Genomic DNA, 19282 nt, shown 5'->3' with positions numbered 1-19282 from the left:
AGGAGTGCTTAAAGTATAAATCGTGCGCGGCGCATTCTAGTTGAAGGGATCCCACAGAGCAAATGAGAAAATCTAGCTTATGCATTAGAAAATCGAGGTAAAACTTGAGGTGTAAGATGAAACAAACCAGCAAGACCACATGCAGAATAACAAGCACTATCAACAAGTTATAAACATTTTTAAATAACAGTTCTCTAGCGTCTTATTTCCAACAATAACACACAATACATTATACTTTCAATTGGTTACACATTCTGTCTGTTGCTATATAAAATAAGCAAAAAACGCTAATCACATCAAAATCACAATTACTTAATAATAGCGATCATCATCACACATATTGAAATTATCAGCTGAATTTCATGGACCACAAAAGGTAGAAATAATGAACTAACGAGTCAACGATCACAAAATTAGCAGCAGCGTGAACTTGTCCGCAAAAAACGCATTATGCTAGTTATTCCTTAACTTCATCCTCCGTTAAAGCACGACTCTCCCCAACGGCAAGTCCTTTATCCAGCAGTATTGATCCCACAGAGATCCGGTGTAGACCAATAACAGGGTTTCTAAAACGACCAAACATACGTTTAATCTGATGATAACGTCCCTCATAAAGTGTCACTAGAGCTGTATGACTATCAACAATTTCAAGCTCAGCTGGCAAAGTGGTAATATCTTCAAACTCAAAATACATACCTTGTGCGAACGCAGATATATACTCTGAAGTTAGCGTATTGTGTAGATGAACACGATACAGCTTTCCTACCTTATGTTCTGGATCCATCAAGCGTTTAGACCAACGACCATCATTGGTTAGCAGCAGAAGTCCTGATGTATTAAGATCCAATCGACCAACAATATGCAGGCTCTCCTTGTTATCCCATTCAAGAAGATCGATCACTGTCTTATGTTTATCATCAACAGTCGCACTAACTACACCTACAGGTTTATGCAGCATCACATAGCTAGTTTGATTAGCTTGTAGCACCTTGTCATCTACGCAGATATGAGAAAATTCATCCACAATCAAGTCAATATCGCGAGCCAACTCACCGTCTACTCTAACCTGACCTTTGGCCAACATTAAACGGACATTTTTGCGATTAATTTGAAGTTGCTGACTGATAAACCGGTCTAAACGGCCACGTTTAGATTCCATCTATTTTATCAACTGATTAATGGGAATAACTTTATAAGCACAGCGACGAGCACCTTCAATAATATGCTCTACACGGTTAACGGTAGCAACACCATCAAGCAAGGTCTGAAATAAGTTCAGCTCTGAGCGACAAAAGCTCAAACATTGACTTGCCGCGGCGCAAATTGGACAGTGATTCTCTAATAACCAATAAAAACCATCTTCTTGGATAACGCTCGCCATATACCCTTCAGCCTCTCTCAACTCAGCTAAGGCTGTCAATTTAGCTAGAAGTGTCGTCTCCCTCACGAGTCTATGTTGATACAGAGCCAATGAAGCTTCCTCTCTATGAGTGATCAACTTGTCTAGCCCTGAATCACCAAATATGGCTATCACTGAATCAATCAATTGCACAGAAAGCTCTTCATGACGATCACCAAAGTGACTATTACTCTTCGATGTCAAAGACCAGACACGAGTGGGACGTCCTCGGCTCGCCTTAATATCTTCAAAGCGAACGTCCCCTTCATCCTCAAGAGCTTGCATATGTTGTCGTACCCCCATAGTTGTCAATGACAACTCAGTAGCGAGCACTTTAGCTGTTTGTGGGCCTAGGGCTTTAAGCAGTTGAACAATTTTCTCGCTGGTTTTCATGACACCTCTTACATCTAGCTTTACTTGCCATAGCAAGCATGATTTCCAGCAGCTGAAATTCATGATGAAAATGACTCTACTTCCTCTATTATTACTGATCCATATATTAAGTAAACTTTTTTATTTACTTTATTTAAAATCTCACCTTTACTTTATTATATAAAGTAATTACATTACTTTATATTAAATAAACAAAAAGGTTTACAAAATGAATTTGCTTATTGTCAGCGGCAGCCAAAGAACTCAATCTCAAAGTGCCAAAATTGCCAACTATTTGAGTAAGGTTGCAACCGATTTCACAGAGGTTAGTCATATTGAGCTCTGTCGCCATGAACTGCCTTTCTGGGACGGAAAGCCGGAGAGTAAGTTCGCTAAAGGCAATCCATGGCCCTTGATCAGTCAGAAAGTGAAACGCGCCGATGCTATGATATTAATCACACCAGAATGGGGAGGAATGGCGTCGCCCATACTCAAGAATTTTCTGCTTATGTGTGACAACCAAGAGACGGCGCATAAACCAGCCTTGTTGATCTCTGTTGTCAGCGGAATAAGTGGCGCTTACCCAATAGCTGAATTAAGGATGAATTCTCTTAAAAACAACAAACTAGTCGCTCTTCCTGACCACCTGATTATTCGTCATGTAGCAGAAGTTCTAAATGAGCAACCCGACGACAATATCATTAGCGATTCGAGCATGAATTCAAGAGATACGGATCTTAAAGAGCGCATTCAATACTGTTTGCATATGCTTTATCAATATGCTGCAGCCTTAAGTACTATTCGCGAGAAACACCAATTTCAACCTTACCCAAAACAACAAGAATATATCTACGGTATGTAACAAAATCAAACTATATTGGGCGGGTGAAAACCAACTCAACCCACCATGAAAAGTTCAATAATGCTCTGTCAGTATAAGAGCAAAAAAGGAGTTAGCTATGATACATCTAGAACATCTTAACTTAGTCGTTACAGACATCCCAACCACACTAACGTTTTACCAAGCAGCCTTTCCACACTGGAATGTCCGAGGAGGTGGGGAGTCAAATTGGCATGGGAAAGATCGAAACTGGGTTCATTTTGGCGATGATTATCAGTACCTCACTTTCAATGATGACGGTGTAGGCGTCAATAGGGATTTAACAGGGCATCAACTAGGTCTGGCACACTTTGCTTTTGTCACCTCAGATCTTGATGGTGTCATAGCACGTTTGGCTGAAGCCGGTTTTGTCGTCGATAAAGAGGGTGCTGTCGATGAATTCAGACAGAATGTCTATTATATAGATCCTGACGGTTATGAGATAGAGTTTGTCCAATACTTAAGTGATACCCCTTGGCAGAGAAATAGATATGATTAACTAAACAACGATGAAAGAATTGAACCTGATCAACTCAATTTCCTTACATGTGCCACATGCAATAACAAATGTTCAATGTCCACACTCATTTTATCCTAACCAAATAAGTAGAGTCAGTAAGATGAGATAGAAAAAGAAGCCTGTTATGTACACTGAAAAAAAGTCATTCTTTGCAAGTTGCTTCTCATTGCTAAAGATAGAGGGGGAAAAGAGTGGCTTTCGTACTCTGCCAAATGTGATAAGTCTAAGCACCAAGGCGCCCGTCGTATATAGGATAAAGGAGAGTAAAAACTCCCAAAAAAACCAGAAAAAAAGCTCTGCTATGCTACTAATTAACATATCGTCTCCCCGTTTATTTGCCTAGGCACCACTACTATTTATAGGTCTAGCTCTAATGAATTAAACTGGTCCCCCTTTGTTACTTACTTCACACCCATCGTGTTAAAAACATAAACGATAATTATAATGAAGATCACAAAGGTTACTCTAGGCACTTTCAGTGTAAATGTCGTGTTAAATTTTGTTAACCAAAGGCTTAGCAAGCGTTGCACACATAATATCAGATACTATTAACCATTTTCAGCAAACCATCCAAAACTTATTTTTGTTTGATATTTTCCGAATCATTGGGGAAAATTTTTGAGTTTGCCTCTGGCTTTACTCGGGAAAAGAAACGGATCTCAAATCTTAGATCATCGCTGACAGGCTCTAATCGATGAAGATAATAAGGGTGAGCCATTGCAGTCTCATTAGCCTTTACGAGTACCTCTTTGTCGGCAACAAGGGAGAGGGGTTCATAACCTAAGTATTTAAGCGCGCCACTCAGAACATGGATCTGTTCATACACTCCACTTTTTGTATAGTGGGGTGCCAACAGCACTTTGGGGACACTCTCTTTGGTAAAAATATCCGTTGACTCGTAATTAGCATAACCTTTTGGAATAAACGACATAACACAGCCTAACTGAATTACTGGACATTATTTCAGTGTAGATGGGGACATCTTACAAATACAATATTTGCTTTGGATACTTCAAAGGTTAAACTAGCCCCATAATCCGACAACACTAGCCCCGATGAGCAGCCCATTTAGCTATACAAAATCCTACGTGTTAGACAAAGAGTACTTTACGGAGTGCTTCGAAGAGTCTGTCACTGATAATAAAAGTATTCGAGCCTACTACAAATCTATCGGCTTTTTTCTGATCGGTACTTCCCTACTTCTCACAGGGGTTAACGCTTATGCATCATTGTTTATTGTCGGTCTAGGTGCCGTGGAAGGGTTAAGCGTAAGATTTAAGAAGACGTGGTGGCTGTGGCGACAGATGATGAGTAAAGCGGCTGGTAATGAAGTTCAGCTTGTCATCGATGAACAAGGGATACATAGTCAGTCAGAATATGTAAATAGTCACATCCCCTGGAAAGATATAACTGAACATAGTTGCAGTGACAGGGGCTATCTAATTAAACATATTACAGGAACCAACTACCTCTCGAAACGAACGTTAGACGCTAATTCAACCGATTTTATCAATAATAAACTGAGATAAATATTGTCAATGAGGGCTGCTACTGGCCCTCAATATTCATATGATTCCGACTATCACTGATCAATATGACGCTAATATGGTCTTAGTCGGCGCAAGTGAGCAGATAGTCGTTCTAGTCCATTGTAATATTTTAGCCATTAATCCCTCTCAGATTTAATCTCAACTCATATCATTTTTGTGTTCATATTTTCATCTAGAACTAACAAGCGACATAGAACCGGAAGACAAATAATCTTCTTACACAAACTAAGGCTAAGCAGGGGGTAACTGCTATTCTTAGAAATATGACTAGTTCATTATAATAAGGCGTGATTAAGTTATGTATACGATGTCAGCATTCATCTTGACTTTATCTCACATCACTGTTTACGATAAACAAACCCTGTGTTTATCTATGCACTTAAGAGAAAAGTATCAAACCTACTGCAACATAGTATTCGAATCATGCACTTCCGCTGCTTTTCATCCGAGCCTGAGTAGTGATTAATCGATACAAGAACGAACCGTCTAAAACGACCTTAACAAAGAGTAAATTACTCCGTTTATCTTATGCTATTAGCGGGGCTAATATTGGCATCTGGGAATATACACCTCAAACCCAAGCTTGTTACTTCTCACCAAAACTAAAAGAATTAATTGGTCTATCAATTGATTACCCTCTTACTTTTGACGATTTGATAAAAAGAGCACATCCAGATCACCAAGATCAATTTAATGTTTTCAGCTCTACTCCTCTTGAAGTCGGCTCTCAACACAACTTCGATATTAAAATAACAGTAAACAACACCGACCTCTGGTTTGAATTAAGAAGTGAAGTTTTCATTAATGACCAACAGCAATGCACGATCACCGGTTCCCTAACCGATTGTACTCAAACAAGAGAGGCCGTCTCTGCACTTAAATTTGCCATAGTAGCCAAAAACAATGCATTGGATGCTGGAAATATCGGAAATTGGCACGCCGAACTGAATGAAGAAAACAAATGGGAATGGAGTTGGGATACTCAAGCTAACGCTATGTTTGCACTGCAACCAGAAAAGATCGGTGTACTCGATACCTGGGTAGCAAGACTTCATCCCGATGATAAAGAAGCGGCAATTAACGCATTAGGTCACACGTTAACAACGGGTGACCTCTACGATGAGCAGTATCGCGCCGTACTTCCCAATGGAGAGTTGATTTACGTGCATGCCAAAGCAAAAATAGGCCGAGATAGTCACAATAAGATCCGCCGTATCGATGGAGTCTGTATCAACCAAACGCTTTTTTTCAACATTCAAGCAGAACTACAAGAAGCCAACACTCAAGCTGAAGCCAGAATTATCGAACGTACTCAGGAGTTGCAACAAGCCAAGGAAAGAGCCGAAGAGGCAAATCAAACCAAGAGTGCATTTCTCTCAATGATGAGTCATGAACTCAGAACACCAATGAATGCAGTATTGGGTTCACTAGATCTACTCTCTTTATCTAAGCAAACACCTGAATCTCAAGATCTCATCGAAACCGCCACGACGTCAGCCAATAACTTAATCTCTATTTTAAATGATATTTTAGATATTAATAAGATTGAAGCCGGAAAGATGCTGCTTGAACAAAGAGATCTCTCTATCACAGATATCATAGGTAACGTCGTTCAAGTGTACAGTCCCATCGCCGGGAGTAAACAGATTAACCTGCATGTTAACGAAGATCCCAATATTCCAAATACCATAGAAGGTGACGCGACTAAACTACGTCAAATTATTTTTAATTTACTAGGCAATGCATTGAAATTTACCTCAACAACAAAGGAAAAACAGGGAGAAGTTCACTTAGACGTTCATATTGTTGAGCACAATAGTATTATCTATAAACTTGCGATATCTATTACCGATAATGGAATAGGCATAGATAAGGGAACTCAGCAGAAGCTATTTACCCCTTTTATTCAGGCCCAACGTTCCACTACAAGAGAGTACGGTGGTACAGGATTAGGTCTAGCCATCTGTGGTAACTTAGCTCAACTGATGGGAGGGGCAATATCATTAACCAGTACACCAAATGAGGGGGCTAACTTCACCGTGGAACTGCCATTTTGGCGCTCAAAAAACAAGTCGGAATTTCCTCAAGGAGTGCTTTATAAAACACACATAGCCTTAATCAATTTAACGGATAATAGAGAGAACCAAGAGAGCATCACCCAACATCTTATCAGTGAAGGTGCTCAGTCCCTGATACTCGACGTACAATCCATGGGAACAGATATCACATCCTATGACCTCATCATATTACTCACTGATACGAGTACCGATTTCCCTATAATTGAAAAGCTCTATCGACAATGTGGTAATGCACACTCAATATTAATAGGCATACCACGTAACCGAGCTCACTTATTGAGAAAACAGCTACCACAAAGCACTATATTACCCACGCATCCTATGACTCGGTCACAACTTATCGCCTCAGTTAAGAAATCAATCGACAATGAACTATGCTTAGATTTAGATGATTTAAGTTTGGACGAATTAAACTTAAACGATCTCGATGTTGATAACCTCAACAGTGAATCCAACCCTATAGAGGAACTATCTACCACAATTGATGTGTTAGTGGTCGAAGATAATCCTCTAAATCAAAAGTTGATAGTAAAACAACTATCCGCCTTAGGATATCAATGCGATATCGCGAAAGATGGTTTAGATGGCATAAAACATTGGGAGAGGACTGACTATAAAATTATTTTAACCGACTGCCATATGCCAAATCTTGACGGCTATGACATGACAACTAAAATTCGTCAGCTAGAAAAACAATATAACAAGAGAACGACGCCTATAGTGGCCGTTACTGGAGCCGCGATGACTGGAGATGCAGAGCACTGCTTATCAACAGGGATGAACGACTTTGTTAGTAAGCCCATTTTACTGAAGGATTTAAAACAAGTAATTGAGAAGTGGTATCTGAATGACTGAATCAAATTTAAAGGTATTAAACAAGAATATCATGTTAGATCTAATCGGTGATGATCCCGTTATGATAAGACAGTTTGAAATTGATTTCTTAAAGCAGGCAAAAGAGTCACTACTAAAAATCATTCACATGTACAACCAAGGATCGTTAATCGGGGTTAAAGAGGAAGCTCACTTTTTAAAAACCTCAGCTGCAGCGGTAGGTGCAGAACAAACATCACACCTACTAAAAGCACTGGAAAATTCTGGTAATGCGGAAGATAAATTACAATGCAAGAATTTAATTCTCAAATTGAAAGTGTCATTAAAACAAGTTCACGGAGTAATTACTGATGACAGCACACCCAACTCCAGCATGTCGTCATCCCAAGGTGATAATGCTCTATGACAACGAAGATGACATTCTTGGTGCTGCAAGCATTATTGCAGAACAAGTAGAAGATTATCGAACGTTATTGGTCGACAAGGAGATAGGCAATAAAATTAAAAAGTATCGGCCTTCAGTCATATTATTAGCCTTAAGTTGTGTTCAAAAAAGTATTAAGTTCTACACCCAACTAATCACAGACCACAGTTTGAACTACCCCCATCATAGTATTTTACTGTGTAAAAACCGCGAGTCAGGAGCTGCATTTCGATGCTGCATCAAAGGGCTATTTGATAATTATTTTGTTTACCAACCACTTTATGAAAAATTCCGCCTAAAAATGATCGTTCACAATGGTTTACAGATAAGCCAATCCACCAGCCAATATATAGGATTTCAAGATAATCAACTGGAAAGTATCGGAGAGGACCTCGCGCTACTTATTGATGAGGCCGGTACATGTAAACACGACCTACTCAACTCTATTGCAGCCTGTAAAAATAATCTTAAAAATGCAAATGAAGTAACCCAGACCCCTTCGGCCTCAGAACAGCTTATTCAAAAAATTAATAAAACTCATATCGAACCTTTACTCGTCGAATTAGAAGGTAATATTAAAGCAGGCTTAGATAAAATGATTAACCAACTACTCGTTAAACAAGTTGGGATCAAGGAGCTTGAGGCTCGGGTCGAAGAGATGAACAAAATATCGGTGCCAGATCAACAAAGCATCCTAGAGGCTTTATCTAATACAGCGAGTTCATTAACTAATCCTCCTAAAGGAGCAGTTAAGATTCTAGTCGTGGAAGATAATAAACTCTATAGGGACATGTTGGTCAACATTCTAGTTAAAGAAAAATACGATACAGATGAGGCTAGTGATGGTTTAAATGCCTTAAAAAAAATAAAAAACACCCATTACGACTTAGTCTTAATGGATCTATTTATGCCAAATCTTGATGGTATTAATACCACTAAACAGATAAAAACTGTAACAGGGTGTAAGAAACTCCCCATCATCGCGCTCACTGGAAATAAGAACAAAGACCTGATCAAAACTTGGGCTGAGCAAGGTTTGAAAGGCTATATCCTTAAACCATCAACAAAAAGAGAGATCCTAGAAGCCGTAAACAAAGTACTTAATTAGCCGAATACTTCAACATATTTTATTATCACTTAGCAAACTGATTGCATACCGTTAAAGCCTATCACTGTAATCGACATCCTAAAAAAACAACTGCTGCTATGATTAATGAAAGGATTACCCCTATGGAGTACAAGGACTATGTACGCGAACTCATCGATAGATCTTACCCCTTTTCCTATCATGGTCTGTAATAAAGCAGGATGCATAATTCATATAAACTCACACTTTCAAAATGAATTTGATATATCCAATTCAAGTCTTACAGGAAAGCTGGCTAGCAGCTGTTTTCAAATATTTCAAGATAAAGCAAATAGCAGTCAGGATGAATTTCTACAACATTTAGAAATTCAAACGAGTTTCTTCTCTTTCTTAACAGTTAATGATCGAAATATCTGTGTCAACGTTGCCATAAACAAAAGTCCACTAAATGCAGGAGATTACTGGCTTATCGTTAATGAATGTAGCAGATGCACGGCTAAAAAATATAAAACAAGCAATAAACTGGAACGGCTAGAACATGCCATCAATGTAGCAAACATCGGGATCTGGGAGTTTGATCCTATTAGACAGCACAGTTTTTTATCTACAAGCTTTAAGGCACTTATTGATATAGATCTAGCTTCTGAAATGAGTTGGGACGAATTTACCAATATGGTAAGCCCCAATGATCAGAATAAATTTTCTGTATTTCAAGAGAATAAACTAAAAACGGGTGAACAATTTTGTTTTGATTGCAGGCTCCTGATAAAGAAAAATGTCAGATGGTTTGAACTCAGAGGTGAGGTCGTACTACTCAAGAATAATCAACAATTAATCACGGGGTCTCTGATAGATTGCACTCAGGAAAAAGAAACATTATTTGCTTTACATGAAGCCACTGAAAGTAGAAATATCGCACTAGATGCTGGTGAAATTGGCAATTGGCGAGGTGTATACAGTGCAAAAAAGGAGTGGATATGGGACTGGGATGAGCGGGCTAACAAAATGTTTGCATTGGAGGCCCATGATGTTGGTAATTTGGGTTCTTGGCTCAAAAGGTTACACCCCGATGATATGCCCCAAGTACATGATGCTATCAAACATTCTATCAATACTGGGGATTTTTTCGATCAAGAATATCGTACAATTTTACCAAACGGTGAAATTAAATATATATTAGGAAAAGGAAAAGTTGGGCGAGATGACAACCATCAAATTTGTCGAATTGATGGGATCTGTATAGACCAATCCCCTATTTACAAAGCCCAGAAAAAACTAAAAGTAGCGAATAACGAACTTGAAATGAGAGTCGTTCAACGAACTATTGAATTTCAACAGGCAAAGGAAAGAGCCGAAAAAGCTAACCAGACCAAGAGCGAATTTCTCTCAATGATGAGTCACGAACTACGTACCCCGATGAATGCCGTCATAGGTTCACTCGATCTACTTAACCTCACAGAGCAATCATATGAATCTAAGGAACTAATTGAAACCGCATCAACTTCAGCAACTAACCTCATCTGTATTCTCAATGATATTCTGGATATAAATAAAATTGAAGCCGGAAAAATGCAGGTTGAATATAGTGATTTCTCGATCACAGAGATGATCGACAACTTAGTTCAAATTTTTCTTCCTAATGCCCAGAAAAATCGAATAGATATACAAATCATAGAAAATCCACAAATACCTAACTTAGTCAGAGGAGACACCGTTAAGGTAAGACAAATTTTATATAACCTAATGAGCAACGCCATCAAGTTTACCCGTTCAGAATTTGAAACTGGTAAGATTTGTCTAACCTCTGATATAACTAAAATAACCAAAGAGGAGATATGCATAAAACTCATTGTTGAGGATAATGGCATCGGAATCAATAAGACAGATCAAAGTAAATTATTCGCTCCATTCACTCAAGCTCAAAACTCAATCACGAGGAAGTACGGTGGTACAGGATTAGGACTAGCTATCTGCAGAAATTTAACTCATCTAATGGGAGGAGAGATAAGCCTGAAGAGCCAGCCTGATGTAGGCTCGACATTTACAATTGAACTCCCTTTTTTACGAGTAGAGGATAAACATCAACCTCAACCAAAACTAAACAGTTATAACATAGCAGTCATCAAGCCAAAGCAGAATATAGATGCCTATAACTTCATCATTGAACCACTAAAAGTCGAGGGAGCTCATGTTGACTTCATTAATATCGAGGATCTCGATATAGCCCTTATTAACTATGACATCGTGATGCTGCTTTCAGGATCACTTTCTAACTCTCAAGACTCACTTCAACGTCTATACCAGAGATACAAGCAAGCAAATAATTTCTTAATCACAATTCCAAGATCTGAGTTGTCTCAGGCACGAAGACTTATACCCCATGGACACATACTCCCGATAAAACCAATGACTAAGCTTCAACTGATCGATTCCGTGAAAAGTATCGTTGAAGAACCATTAGATCTCGATTTAGATTCAGATTTAATATCATTAAACGACTTAGACAATAACTTGGACATTTGCCATCAAGCTCTCTCTCAACCTGCAGATATCCTTGTTGTCGAAGACAATCTTTTAAATCAAAAGCTAATAGTAAAACAATTGAATAAATTAGGTTTTCAATGTGATCTTGCAGACGATGGACTTGAAGGAATAAAGTATTGGCAAAGCATGGACTACAAATTAATTTTAACCGATTGCCATATGCCAAACCTAGACGGCTACAGTATGACCAATAAAATCAGGATGTTAGAGAAAGTAAATAAGAAAAAACCCGTTCCAATTATTGCCATAACAGGTGCCGCAATGAACGGTGATGAAGAACACTGCTATTCTATGGGGATGAATGATTTTGTCAGCAAACCTATTATATTAAAAGATTTAAAAAAAGTGATAGACAAATGGTACAAGGTAAGTTGATGTTAAATAAAAAATGTAAAAGAAATCATAATGAAGTTTATTTGTGTAACTAACTCGCACACAGCAACTACAGGGAGTAATTGTCAATGCCATCAAAACCTAGCTTGGCCTGCCGTCATCCAAAAGTCATTATGATTTTCGAGAATGAAGACGATATTTTAGGAGCTGCAAGCATTATTGCCGAACAAGTGGAGGATTATCGAACCCTTCCTGTCAACACAGATATAGACATTAAAATAAGAGAGTTTAAGCCTTCTGTCATATTACTAGCCCTCAGTACAGTACAAAAAAGTATCGAGTTATATACCGAAATCATTACCAATAAGAGCTTGAATTACCCTCACCAAAGTATTCTGTTATGTAAGAATCGTGAATCTGGTGTGGCCTTTCGTTGTTGCATAAAAGGGCTCTTCGACAATTATTTCGTATACCAACCTTTATATGAAAAATTTCGTTTGAAAATGATGGTCCATAATGGCTTACTTATCAGCCAAACGACGGAGCAATATATAGGGCTTCAAGAGGAACAACTGGATAACATTGAAGACGATCTCGCTCAACTTATAGATAATGGTGGAGAGTGCAAGCGCTCCTTATTGGACTCAATTGATAGATGTAAGAGGAATCTAAACCAGTCTAATGAAGCCATAAAAGAAAATGAAATAGAAACAAAACAAAACTCAAAACAATTATTAGATAAAATAAATAAACAACACATTGAACCTCTACTTGCTGAGCTAGAGTGTAATATCAAAAACACGCTAGACAACATGATAAATCAATTAATCACAAAGCAAGATGGGATAACAGAACAAAAAAAACAAACGTCAATGAAAAACAAAGTTCAAGCACCAGATCCAACGAAAGTAATGGAGGCTTTAGCAACAAGCACTGTACCAGTCCCCTCTCATAGCGATGGTATTGAACAAGCTGAGATTAAAAGAATATTAGTGGTTGAAGACAATCAACTATACAGGAATATGCTCGTTAACATATTAAAACAAGATAAGTTTACTGTTGATGCTGCCGATGATGGCCTGCATGCGCTGAAAAAAATAAAACAGAACAATTATTCACTTGTTTTAATGGACTTATTTATGCCGAATTTAGATGGAATCAACACGACCATTCAGATTAAATCTGCCACAAAAGGGAAAAATCTCCCTATCATTGCGCTAACTGGCAACAAAAATAAGGAGCTAATTAAAACTTGGGCAGACCAAGGACTCAAAGGCTATATTCTCAAGCCTTCAACTAAACGAGAAATTCTCGAAGCTGTTCATAGAGTCATCAACTAACTTTTTCTTATCCAAGAGTTATCAACTCGCTTTCCGGCAAATCAACCAGACTGTTAAGGAACAACTGTTATCAAATTAAGGCTAAGTCACCTGTCGACGTTGCAGTTCATTTCCCATAGCTAGCAGCTTGGGTGACTCATCTTGAGCCTGTGTAAAATGATTTTTACCTTGCCAATCAAACCAACCGATATCAATTAATGCCTGAGCTATTGGTCCACCCAGCGTGTTTCCCGGCCCAAGCACAATTAACTTATCAGGCGCAAACTCTTTTACAGCCACCTGAATCGCCTTGGTGAAATCATAAGGTTGAGTCACCTGAGCACCTAAGGTGTAACGCTTAAGTTTATCTGTGTCAGTGCTTTGTGGTGTCCAGATCCGTCCTTCACCATCGATTAGTGGCACTTGAGGCAAGCTAAACAGAGAAGCAGCAATCGTTTCTAAGCCACGTTTCGACACATCATTAAGCATTGGAGAATGAAATGCCCCATGGTTATAGAGTCGCATCGGGTAACGTTCATCAATGCTTGGTAACATCGTTTCTAGTCGTTTGAGGCCCGCTTCGTTGCCAGCGAATACCCGGTAACCACCGAGCCATATTGAGGTATAAACCTCACAGCCCTCTTCTGCATTTATCTGCTCGATAGCAATGTCTATTAACGCTGTTTTCGCTTTATCCAGTCGCCACTCTTTGTCCATTTCAGGATAAAGTAACTGACCACCTATTAACCCTGTTTGCATCATAGAGCCCATGCTATTGATCACATCAATGGCAGCATCAGAGTCTAAGGCACCAGCACACGCTAACGCGATATACCAACCCATGGAATTTCCCGTTACAGCAACCACTTCATATTTATCGGTATCAATATCCATAAAGTCCGCCATGGCACAGGCATAGATTAATGCCGATGCATTTTCCCCTGCAGTGTGCAGTTTAAAAGAGTACTTATCAGCGCTATCGAGCTGTTTAATACTCGCTTGCCCCAACACTGCTCTATAAGCGTCGATATCATCGATAAATCTTGCTTTACCGCTATGATGTGTTTGCAGATACCCTAACTCCTCCTTGTTATAGCAACCTCTTCCAGGGGCAACGACAAGGACTCTCTGTTTCGTTTTCTTATCAGGACTTGTCATTATTCTACAATGCCTCCTTTAACAAAGCTTGATTAAGCTCCTTGCCAATCAAGGCCATCACAGCTGCGACAATCTTCTCTTTGGTTGGTAACGGCAGTGTTGCAGCATCGGCAAGAGGAATGAAACAATCATCTGCGGTCAGTCTAGCAATAGGCGGACATGCATTACCTAACACCTCAGTAAAACCTGTCATAATAGCCTCACTTATCGAGCCGGTTTTACGACACTCGTCGACAATCAAAATATGTTTACACTCTTTAGCCTTATCAATAATTGCTGTCATATTTAAGGGTGCAAGCCAACGAATATCGATAACTCTGACTTTTAATCCCGTTTCCATCAGTATCTTTTGCGCCTGACGACTCAAATAATAACCGTTGGCGTAGCTGATAATACAGAGCTCATCCCCTTGTCCATCTTGGGTTATTTCTCCCACCGCAATCAGTTTGGACTCCTGCTCGGGAATATAATGACTCGACCATAGACCATCACCAGCATCATGAAGATCTTTAGTCATATATAGTGCAATCGGCTCAAGGAAAATAACAACTCTTTGCTCCTCATGGGCCAGCCTGACACTCTCTCTGAGCATCTCTACGGCATCGGCACCATTGGAAGGGCAAGCGATAATCAATCCCGGAATATCCCGAAACACAGCAAACGAGTTGTCATTATGAAAATGCCCACCAAAACCCTTTTGATAGCCGAGCCCCGCAATGCGGATCACCATAGGATTGGTAAACTGTCCGTCAGAGAAGAATGGTAAGGTCGCCGCCTCGCCCCTTATTTGATCTTCAGCGTTATGTACATAAGCTAGAAACTGGATCTCGGGAATGGGTAAGATGCCGTTATGAGCCATGCCTATTCCTAACCCCAGAATAGAAGTTTCATCCAACAAGGTATTGATCACTCGATTGGGTCCGAAACGCTCTACCAATCGAGAGGTAACATGGTAGACCCCACCTTTCTTACCGACATCTTCGCCACAGACCACAATATTTTCCAAGCGCGCCATCAACTCTGTCAGGGTTAAGTTGAGCAATTTCCCCATATGCAGTGGTTTATTTAATGCCAGCTTGTCGGCTTTGAATAACTCAGATCTACGTTCTGCATTTAAATATAGGCTCCGTTTCACTATCTGTTTCGGTGGCACAATAGAAGCCATGGCTTGCTCAACTGTCTGCAACTTAGGTCGAGTCACTGCCATTTGGGCAATAGCCTCTATGCGAGCCTTCATAGATTGATAAAGTTCGGAGATCTGTTTCGAGTTCATCAAACCAGCGTCGATCAACTGCTGTGCAGTGACAACAAGGGGATCTTGAGCTTCATTGTCAAAAATCTGCTCTTTGCTCATATACGCGATTTCTGCATCGCTGCCCGCATGCCCCATTAAGCGTACCGTTCTCACGTGTAAAAATACTGGCTTGCGATGAACTCTGGCATATTCTGCCGCAGCCTTGCTCACTTTGTAACAGTCGAGAATGTCCCTGCCATCACAATAAAAATACTTAAGCGAGGCCCGCAGGCTAAAGTTTGCTGCGATCCATCCCTTGGGAGTTCGTGTCGAGATCCCGATACCGTTGTCTTCACAAATAAACACGATAGGCAGTGGCACTTGCTGATATGCAGCCCAACAAGCTGAATTTATCGCGCTTTGCGCACTGGCATGATTTGCAGAAGCATCCCCGAAATTACACAGCACGACACTGTCTGACGGCATGGGAGAATCAAGAGATAATCGTTGAGCTAAAGGGATACTAAATGCAGCACCTACTGCTTTAGGTAAGTGCGAGGCTATGGTCGATGTTTGCGGAGGAATGCTCAATCGCTTGCTACCCAGCACTTTATGTCGACCACCTGAGGTGGGATCATCACTGGATGCGGCAAAAGATAACAGCATATCGTAGAGAATGGTCTCTCCAGGAAGTTGGCGGCTTCGCTCGATCATAAAAGCACCGCTACGATAATGCAGGAATGCCATGTCCGTTGGCTTAAAGGCTAAACCATAAGCAGCATTTCCCTCGTGACCTGAGCTGCCGATGGTATAGAAGCCCTCATTTCTTGCCCGCATCTTTCGCGACTCAAGATCCAATAGTCGACTCTTAAGTTGAGATTCAAACATGCCAATAAAGTCACTGTCTGATAAACCTAATTGACGATGATCCCAACCCTGCCCTATATCACTAAATGCGTGCTTATTGACTCGCTCAATAAAGCTCTTATCTAACGCTACCGCCCTATCTTCCATAATACTTGCTCACCCATTTAGCTAATTGAAGAGGCTTAAAACAACAAAATCAGTGTTCCAGACACAAAAAAGGAGCCTAAAGCTCCTTAACATTGTTGCTTAACAAAAAGCCTGAATCCCTGTCTGAGCACGACCTAAGATAAGGGCATGAATATCATGGGTTCCTTCGTAGGTGTTCACCGCTTCTAAGTTCATCACATGGCGAATAATATGAAACTCATCTGAGATACCGTTACCACCATGCATATCACGAGACATGCGAGCAATATCTAACGCTTTACCACAAGAGTTACGTTTAATTAAAGAGATAGCTTCGACAGGAAGTGCATCCTGATCCATTAATCGACCGGCTTGCAAACAGGCAAATAGACCTAGGGATATCTCAGTCTGCATATCGGCCAATTTCTTTTGGATCAATTGGTTTGCGGCCAATGGGCGGTTAAACTGGATCCTATCGAGCGTGTACTGACGGGCGCCATGCCAACAAAACTCAGCAGCGCCTAAAGCGCCCCAAGCTATGCCATAACGCGCCTTATTCAGACAACCGAATGGACCCTGTAACCCCTCCGCATTAGGCATTAACGCAGTCTCAGGTACCTCAACATTATCCATCACGATCTCACCGGTAACCGACGCTCGTAGTGAGAATTTCCCTTCAATCTTAGGCGCACTTAACCCTTTCATTCCTTTTTCAAGAATGAAACCACGGATCTTTCCTTCAAGCTTTGCCCACACCACAAATACGTCGGCAATGGGAGAGTTGGTGATCCACATCTTGGCACCATTAAGCTTAAAACCACCATCAATGCGTTCAGCTCGGGTTTTCATCCCTCCAGGATCTGAACCTACATCAGGCTCAGTTAATCCAAAACAACCTATCCACTCGCCAGTGGCTAATTTAGGCAGATACTTAAGTCGCTGCTCTTCCGTGCCATAGGCATGTATCGGGTGCATGACTAAAGACGATTGCACACTCATGGCTGAACGGTAACCGCTATCGACACGTTCAATCTCACGAGCGACGAGGCCGTAGCTAACATAATTGACATTTGAACAGCCATATTTTTCAGGCAATGTAGCACCCAGCAGCCCCATCTCTCCGAGCTCATTCATGATCTCTCGATCAAAATGCTCGTTCCGGTTAGCCATCAACACCCGGCTCATCAACTTATCCTGAGCATAGTCATATACGCTGTCACGTATCATTCTCTCTTCATCAGAGAGTAAAGCGTTTAGCTGTAGTGGATCTGTCCAGTCAAAATGCACTCGCGCCATGGTGTTGTCCTTAATTAGGAAAATGGATCACTAAAGTTAGTTTAGAAATATATTTGTTAGTTACAATAAGCATAATTTATCTTTAGGAAAAATAGTCTTTTTCTTTATCTCATATAGGTTTTTCCTATATGCAGGTTTTATTGAATTTAATAACCCAGAAATTCAGACTACATATTAAGGCAATAAAAACACACTCAAGCCCCATGCAAGCACATTAATGCAACCAAGGTAAAACATATTGCAAACATGACGCTCGTTGGTGTATCAGTTTGCATCAAATGCTACAAAACATCTGACTAACTCTCGTCTATGGTGTTACTCTATTATTCGATTTGTTAATTCTGTAATGAGTATATAAGCGGTGTCATGAACAGGCTAAAACTGATAGTCCTCAGCTGTTTTCTTCTTTCCTTTTTCTCTTGGGCTGACACAGTTCCACCCTGTGAAAATAATCTTGAATGCATTGAAGCTGGTCAATGGGATTTAGGCGTCGCCTTGGGTTATGGCAAACGCAGTAATCCGCTTAAAGATTATGATGACATTCCAATTTATATGGTTCCAACCTTCGCTTACTATGGAGAATATGGGTTCTTCGACAATGGTAATTTCGGTTATACCTTAACCGAAAAAGAGCTGTACACCATTAACGTAGCAACCAGCTTCAGTACCGACAGTGCTTACTTTCACCGCTGGGATCCCTCTAATATTTTTCTTGCGGGTGGCAATACGTTTAAAACTGGTTCAGTAGCTAGTGCTGGTGGCAGTCTATTCACCACTGAGGAGCAAGAACCTGTCATAGGTCCTTTAGAAACTCGCAGATTTACCTACTTAGCTGGCCTTGAAGCTTTTATTTACACCCGAGCGGGTATCATTAACTTTTCATTGGCCCACGATATGTTAAATGTGCACCAGGGCACCGAAGCACAGTTAAAATGGATTTATAATCTTCCCATCCAGGATTGGAATTTCGAGTTTGCACTCAAATTAGACTGGAAAAGTGAAGAGATCGTAGATTACTATTACGGGGTTAGAGAAAGTGAGAGCCCTTATTGGAATCAAGAATTTAAGGCCCGTTCGGCATTAAATACAGGAATTGAATTGACCAGTAGTTACGTTATAACTCAGCACTGGGATCTGTTGTTCTTAGCTCGGTATACACATATTGCTGATGCCATCGCAGACAGCCCACTACTAAACGAAGAATATACGAGTACCTTTTATATCGGTTCAAGTTATAGGTTTTAACACGGGTGCAAATATC

General features: G+C 40.2%; 16 protein-coding genes. 9 read left to right on the top strand and 7 right to left on the bottom strand.

The window, feature by feature from the left end; genetic code table 11:
* Positions 1-457: 457 nt before the first annotated feature.
* Together HWQ47_RS06610 and HWQ47_RS06605 are read right to left on the bottom strand one after the other, a co-directional pair.
* Positions 458-1159, bottom strand: a complete 702-nt coding sequence (locus HWQ47_RS06610; protein WP_269970382.1) for a pseudouridine synthase — start codon at positions 1157-1159, stop codon at positions 458-460.
* On the bottom strand, positions 1160-1792 hold the full coding sequence (locus tag HWQ47_RS06605) for a helix-turn-helix transcriptional regulator (RefSeq protein WP_269970381.1): 633 nt from the start codon (positions 1790-1792) through the stop codon (positions 1160-1162).
* A gap of 208 nt (positions 1793-2000) precedes the next feature.
* Here HWQ47_RS06605 and HWQ47_RS06600 point away from each other — a divergent pair, with 208 nt between their 5' ends.
* Together HWQ47_RS06600 and HWQ47_RS06595 are read left to right on the top strand one after the other, a co-directional pair.
* Positions 2001-2633, top strand: coding sequence for an NAD(P)H-dependent oxidoreductase (locus tag HWQ47_RS06600; protein ID WP_269970380.1), 633 nt, complete (start codon positions 2001-2003; stop codon positions 2631-2633).
* A gap of 97 nt (positions 2634-2730) precedes the next feature.
* Positions 2731-3150, top strand: a complete 420-nt coding sequence (locus HWQ47_RS06595) for a VOC family protein (RefSeq protein WP_269970379.1) — start codon at positions 2731-2733, stop codon at positions 3148-3150.
* Positions 3151-3240: 90 nt separating this feature from the next.
* Here HWQ47_RS06595 and HWQ47_RS06590 read toward each other — a convergent pair whose 3' ends face one another.
* Together HWQ47_RS06590 and HWQ47_RS06585 are read right to left on the bottom strand one after the other, a co-directional pair.
* Positions 3241-3489: a hypothetical protein gene (locus HWQ47_RS06590; protein WP_269970378.1), complete on the bottom strand. Its 249-nt coding sequence runs from the start codon at positions 3487-3489 to the stop codon at positions 3241-3243.
* 259 nt (positions 3490-3748) lie between these two features.
* Positions 3749-4102, bottom strand: coding sequence for a DUF1971 domain-containing protein (locus tag HWQ47_RS06585; RefSeq protein ID WP_269970377.1), 354 nt, complete (start codon positions 4100-4102; stop codon positions 3749-3751).
* Positions 4103-4226: 124 nt separating this feature from the next.
* Between HWQ47_RS06585 and HWQ47_RS06580 the strand changes: the two genes are divergently transcribed.
* From HWQ47_RS06580 to HWQ47_RS06555, 6 genes are all read left to right on the top strand, one after another.
* Entirely contained in the window at positions 4227-4700 is a 474-nt protein-coding gene (locus tag HWQ47_RS06580; protein WP_269970376.1) for a YcxB family protein, read from the top strand.
* A gap of 479 nt (positions 4701-5179) precedes the next feature.
* Complete coding sequence (locus HWQ47_RS06575; RefSeq protein WP_269970375.1) at positions 5180-7654, top strand: PAS domain-containing hybrid sensor histidine kinase/response regulator; 2475 nt, start codon at positions 5180-5182, stop codon at positions 7652-7654.
* A complete protein-coding gene (locus HWQ47_RS06570; protein WP_269970374.1) occupies positions 7647-8039 on the top strand; it encodes an Hpt domain-containing protein in 393 nt (130 codons plus the stop codon). The genes HWQ47_RS06575 and HWQ47_RS06570 overlap by 8 nt, the downstream gene beginning before the upstream one ends.
* Positions 7984-9165 (top strand): response regulator, encoded by a 1182-nt coding sequence (locus HWQ47_RS06565; RefSeq protein ID WP_269970373.1) that lies wholly within the window; start codon positions 7984-7986, stop codon positions 9163-9165. The genes HWQ47_RS06570 and HWQ47_RS06565 overlap by 56 nt, the downstream gene beginning before the upstream one ends.
* 138 nt (positions 9166-9303) lie before the next feature.
* On the top strand, positions 9304-12063 hold the full coding sequence (locus HWQ47_RS06560) for a PAS domain-containing hybrid sensor histidine kinase/response regulator (protein WP_269970372.1): 2760 nt from the start codon (positions 9304-9306) through the stop codon (positions 12061-12063).
* 86 nt (positions 12064-12149) lie between these two features.
* Complete coding sequence (locus HWQ47_RS06555; protein ID WP_269970371.1) at positions 12150-13361, top strand: response regulator; 1212 nt, start codon at positions 12150-12152, stop codon at positions 13359-13361.
* Between the two features lie 81 nt (positions 13362-13442).
* Here HWQ47_RS06555 and HWQ47_RS06550 read toward each other — a convergent pair whose 3' ends face one another.
* The 3 genes from HWQ47_RS06550 to HWQ47_RS06540 form a co-directional block, all read right to left on the bottom strand.
* Positions 13443-14498, bottom strand: coding sequence for an ACP S-malonyltransferase (locus HWQ47_RS06550; protein ID WP_269970370.1), 1056 nt, complete (start codon positions 14496-14498; stop codon positions 13443-13445).
* 4 nt (positions 14499-14502) lie between these two features.
* Positions 14503-16746 carry a dehydrogenase E1 component subunit alpha/beta gene (locus HWQ47_RS06545; protein ID WP_269970369.1) on the bottom strand — a complete coding sequence of 748 codons (2244 nt, stop codon included), beginning with the start codon at positions 16744-16746 and terminating at the stop codon, positions 14503-14505.
* Positions 16747-16845: 99 nt separating this feature from the next.
* Positions 16846-18021 carry an acyl-CoA dehydrogenase gene (locus HWQ47_RS06540; RefSeq protein WP_269970368.1) on the bottom strand — a complete coding sequence of 392 codons (1176 nt, stop codon included), beginning with the start codon at positions 18019-18021 and terminating at the stop codon, positions 16846-16848.
* 366 nt (positions 18022-18387) lie between these two features.
* On the opposite strand from HWQ47_RS06540, the gene HWQ47_RS06535 reads away from it, so the two are divergent.
* The gene (locus tag HWQ47_RS06535) at positions 18388-19266 is read left to right on the top strand and encodes a MipA/OmpV family protein (RefSeq protein ID WP_269970367.1); all 879 of its coding nucleotides are present in this window, start codon (positions 18388-18390) and stop codon (positions 19264-19266) included.
* The last annotated feature ends 16 nt before the right edge of the window (positions 19267-19282 follow it).

This window comes from Shewanella sp. MTB7, from assembly GCF_027571385.1.
In the GTDB taxonomy this organism is placed as follows: Bacteria; Pseudomonadota; Gammaproteobacteria; order Enterobacterales; family Shewanellaceae; genus Shewanella.
This window is presented reverse-complemented; position numbering and strand designations above follow the sequence as displayed.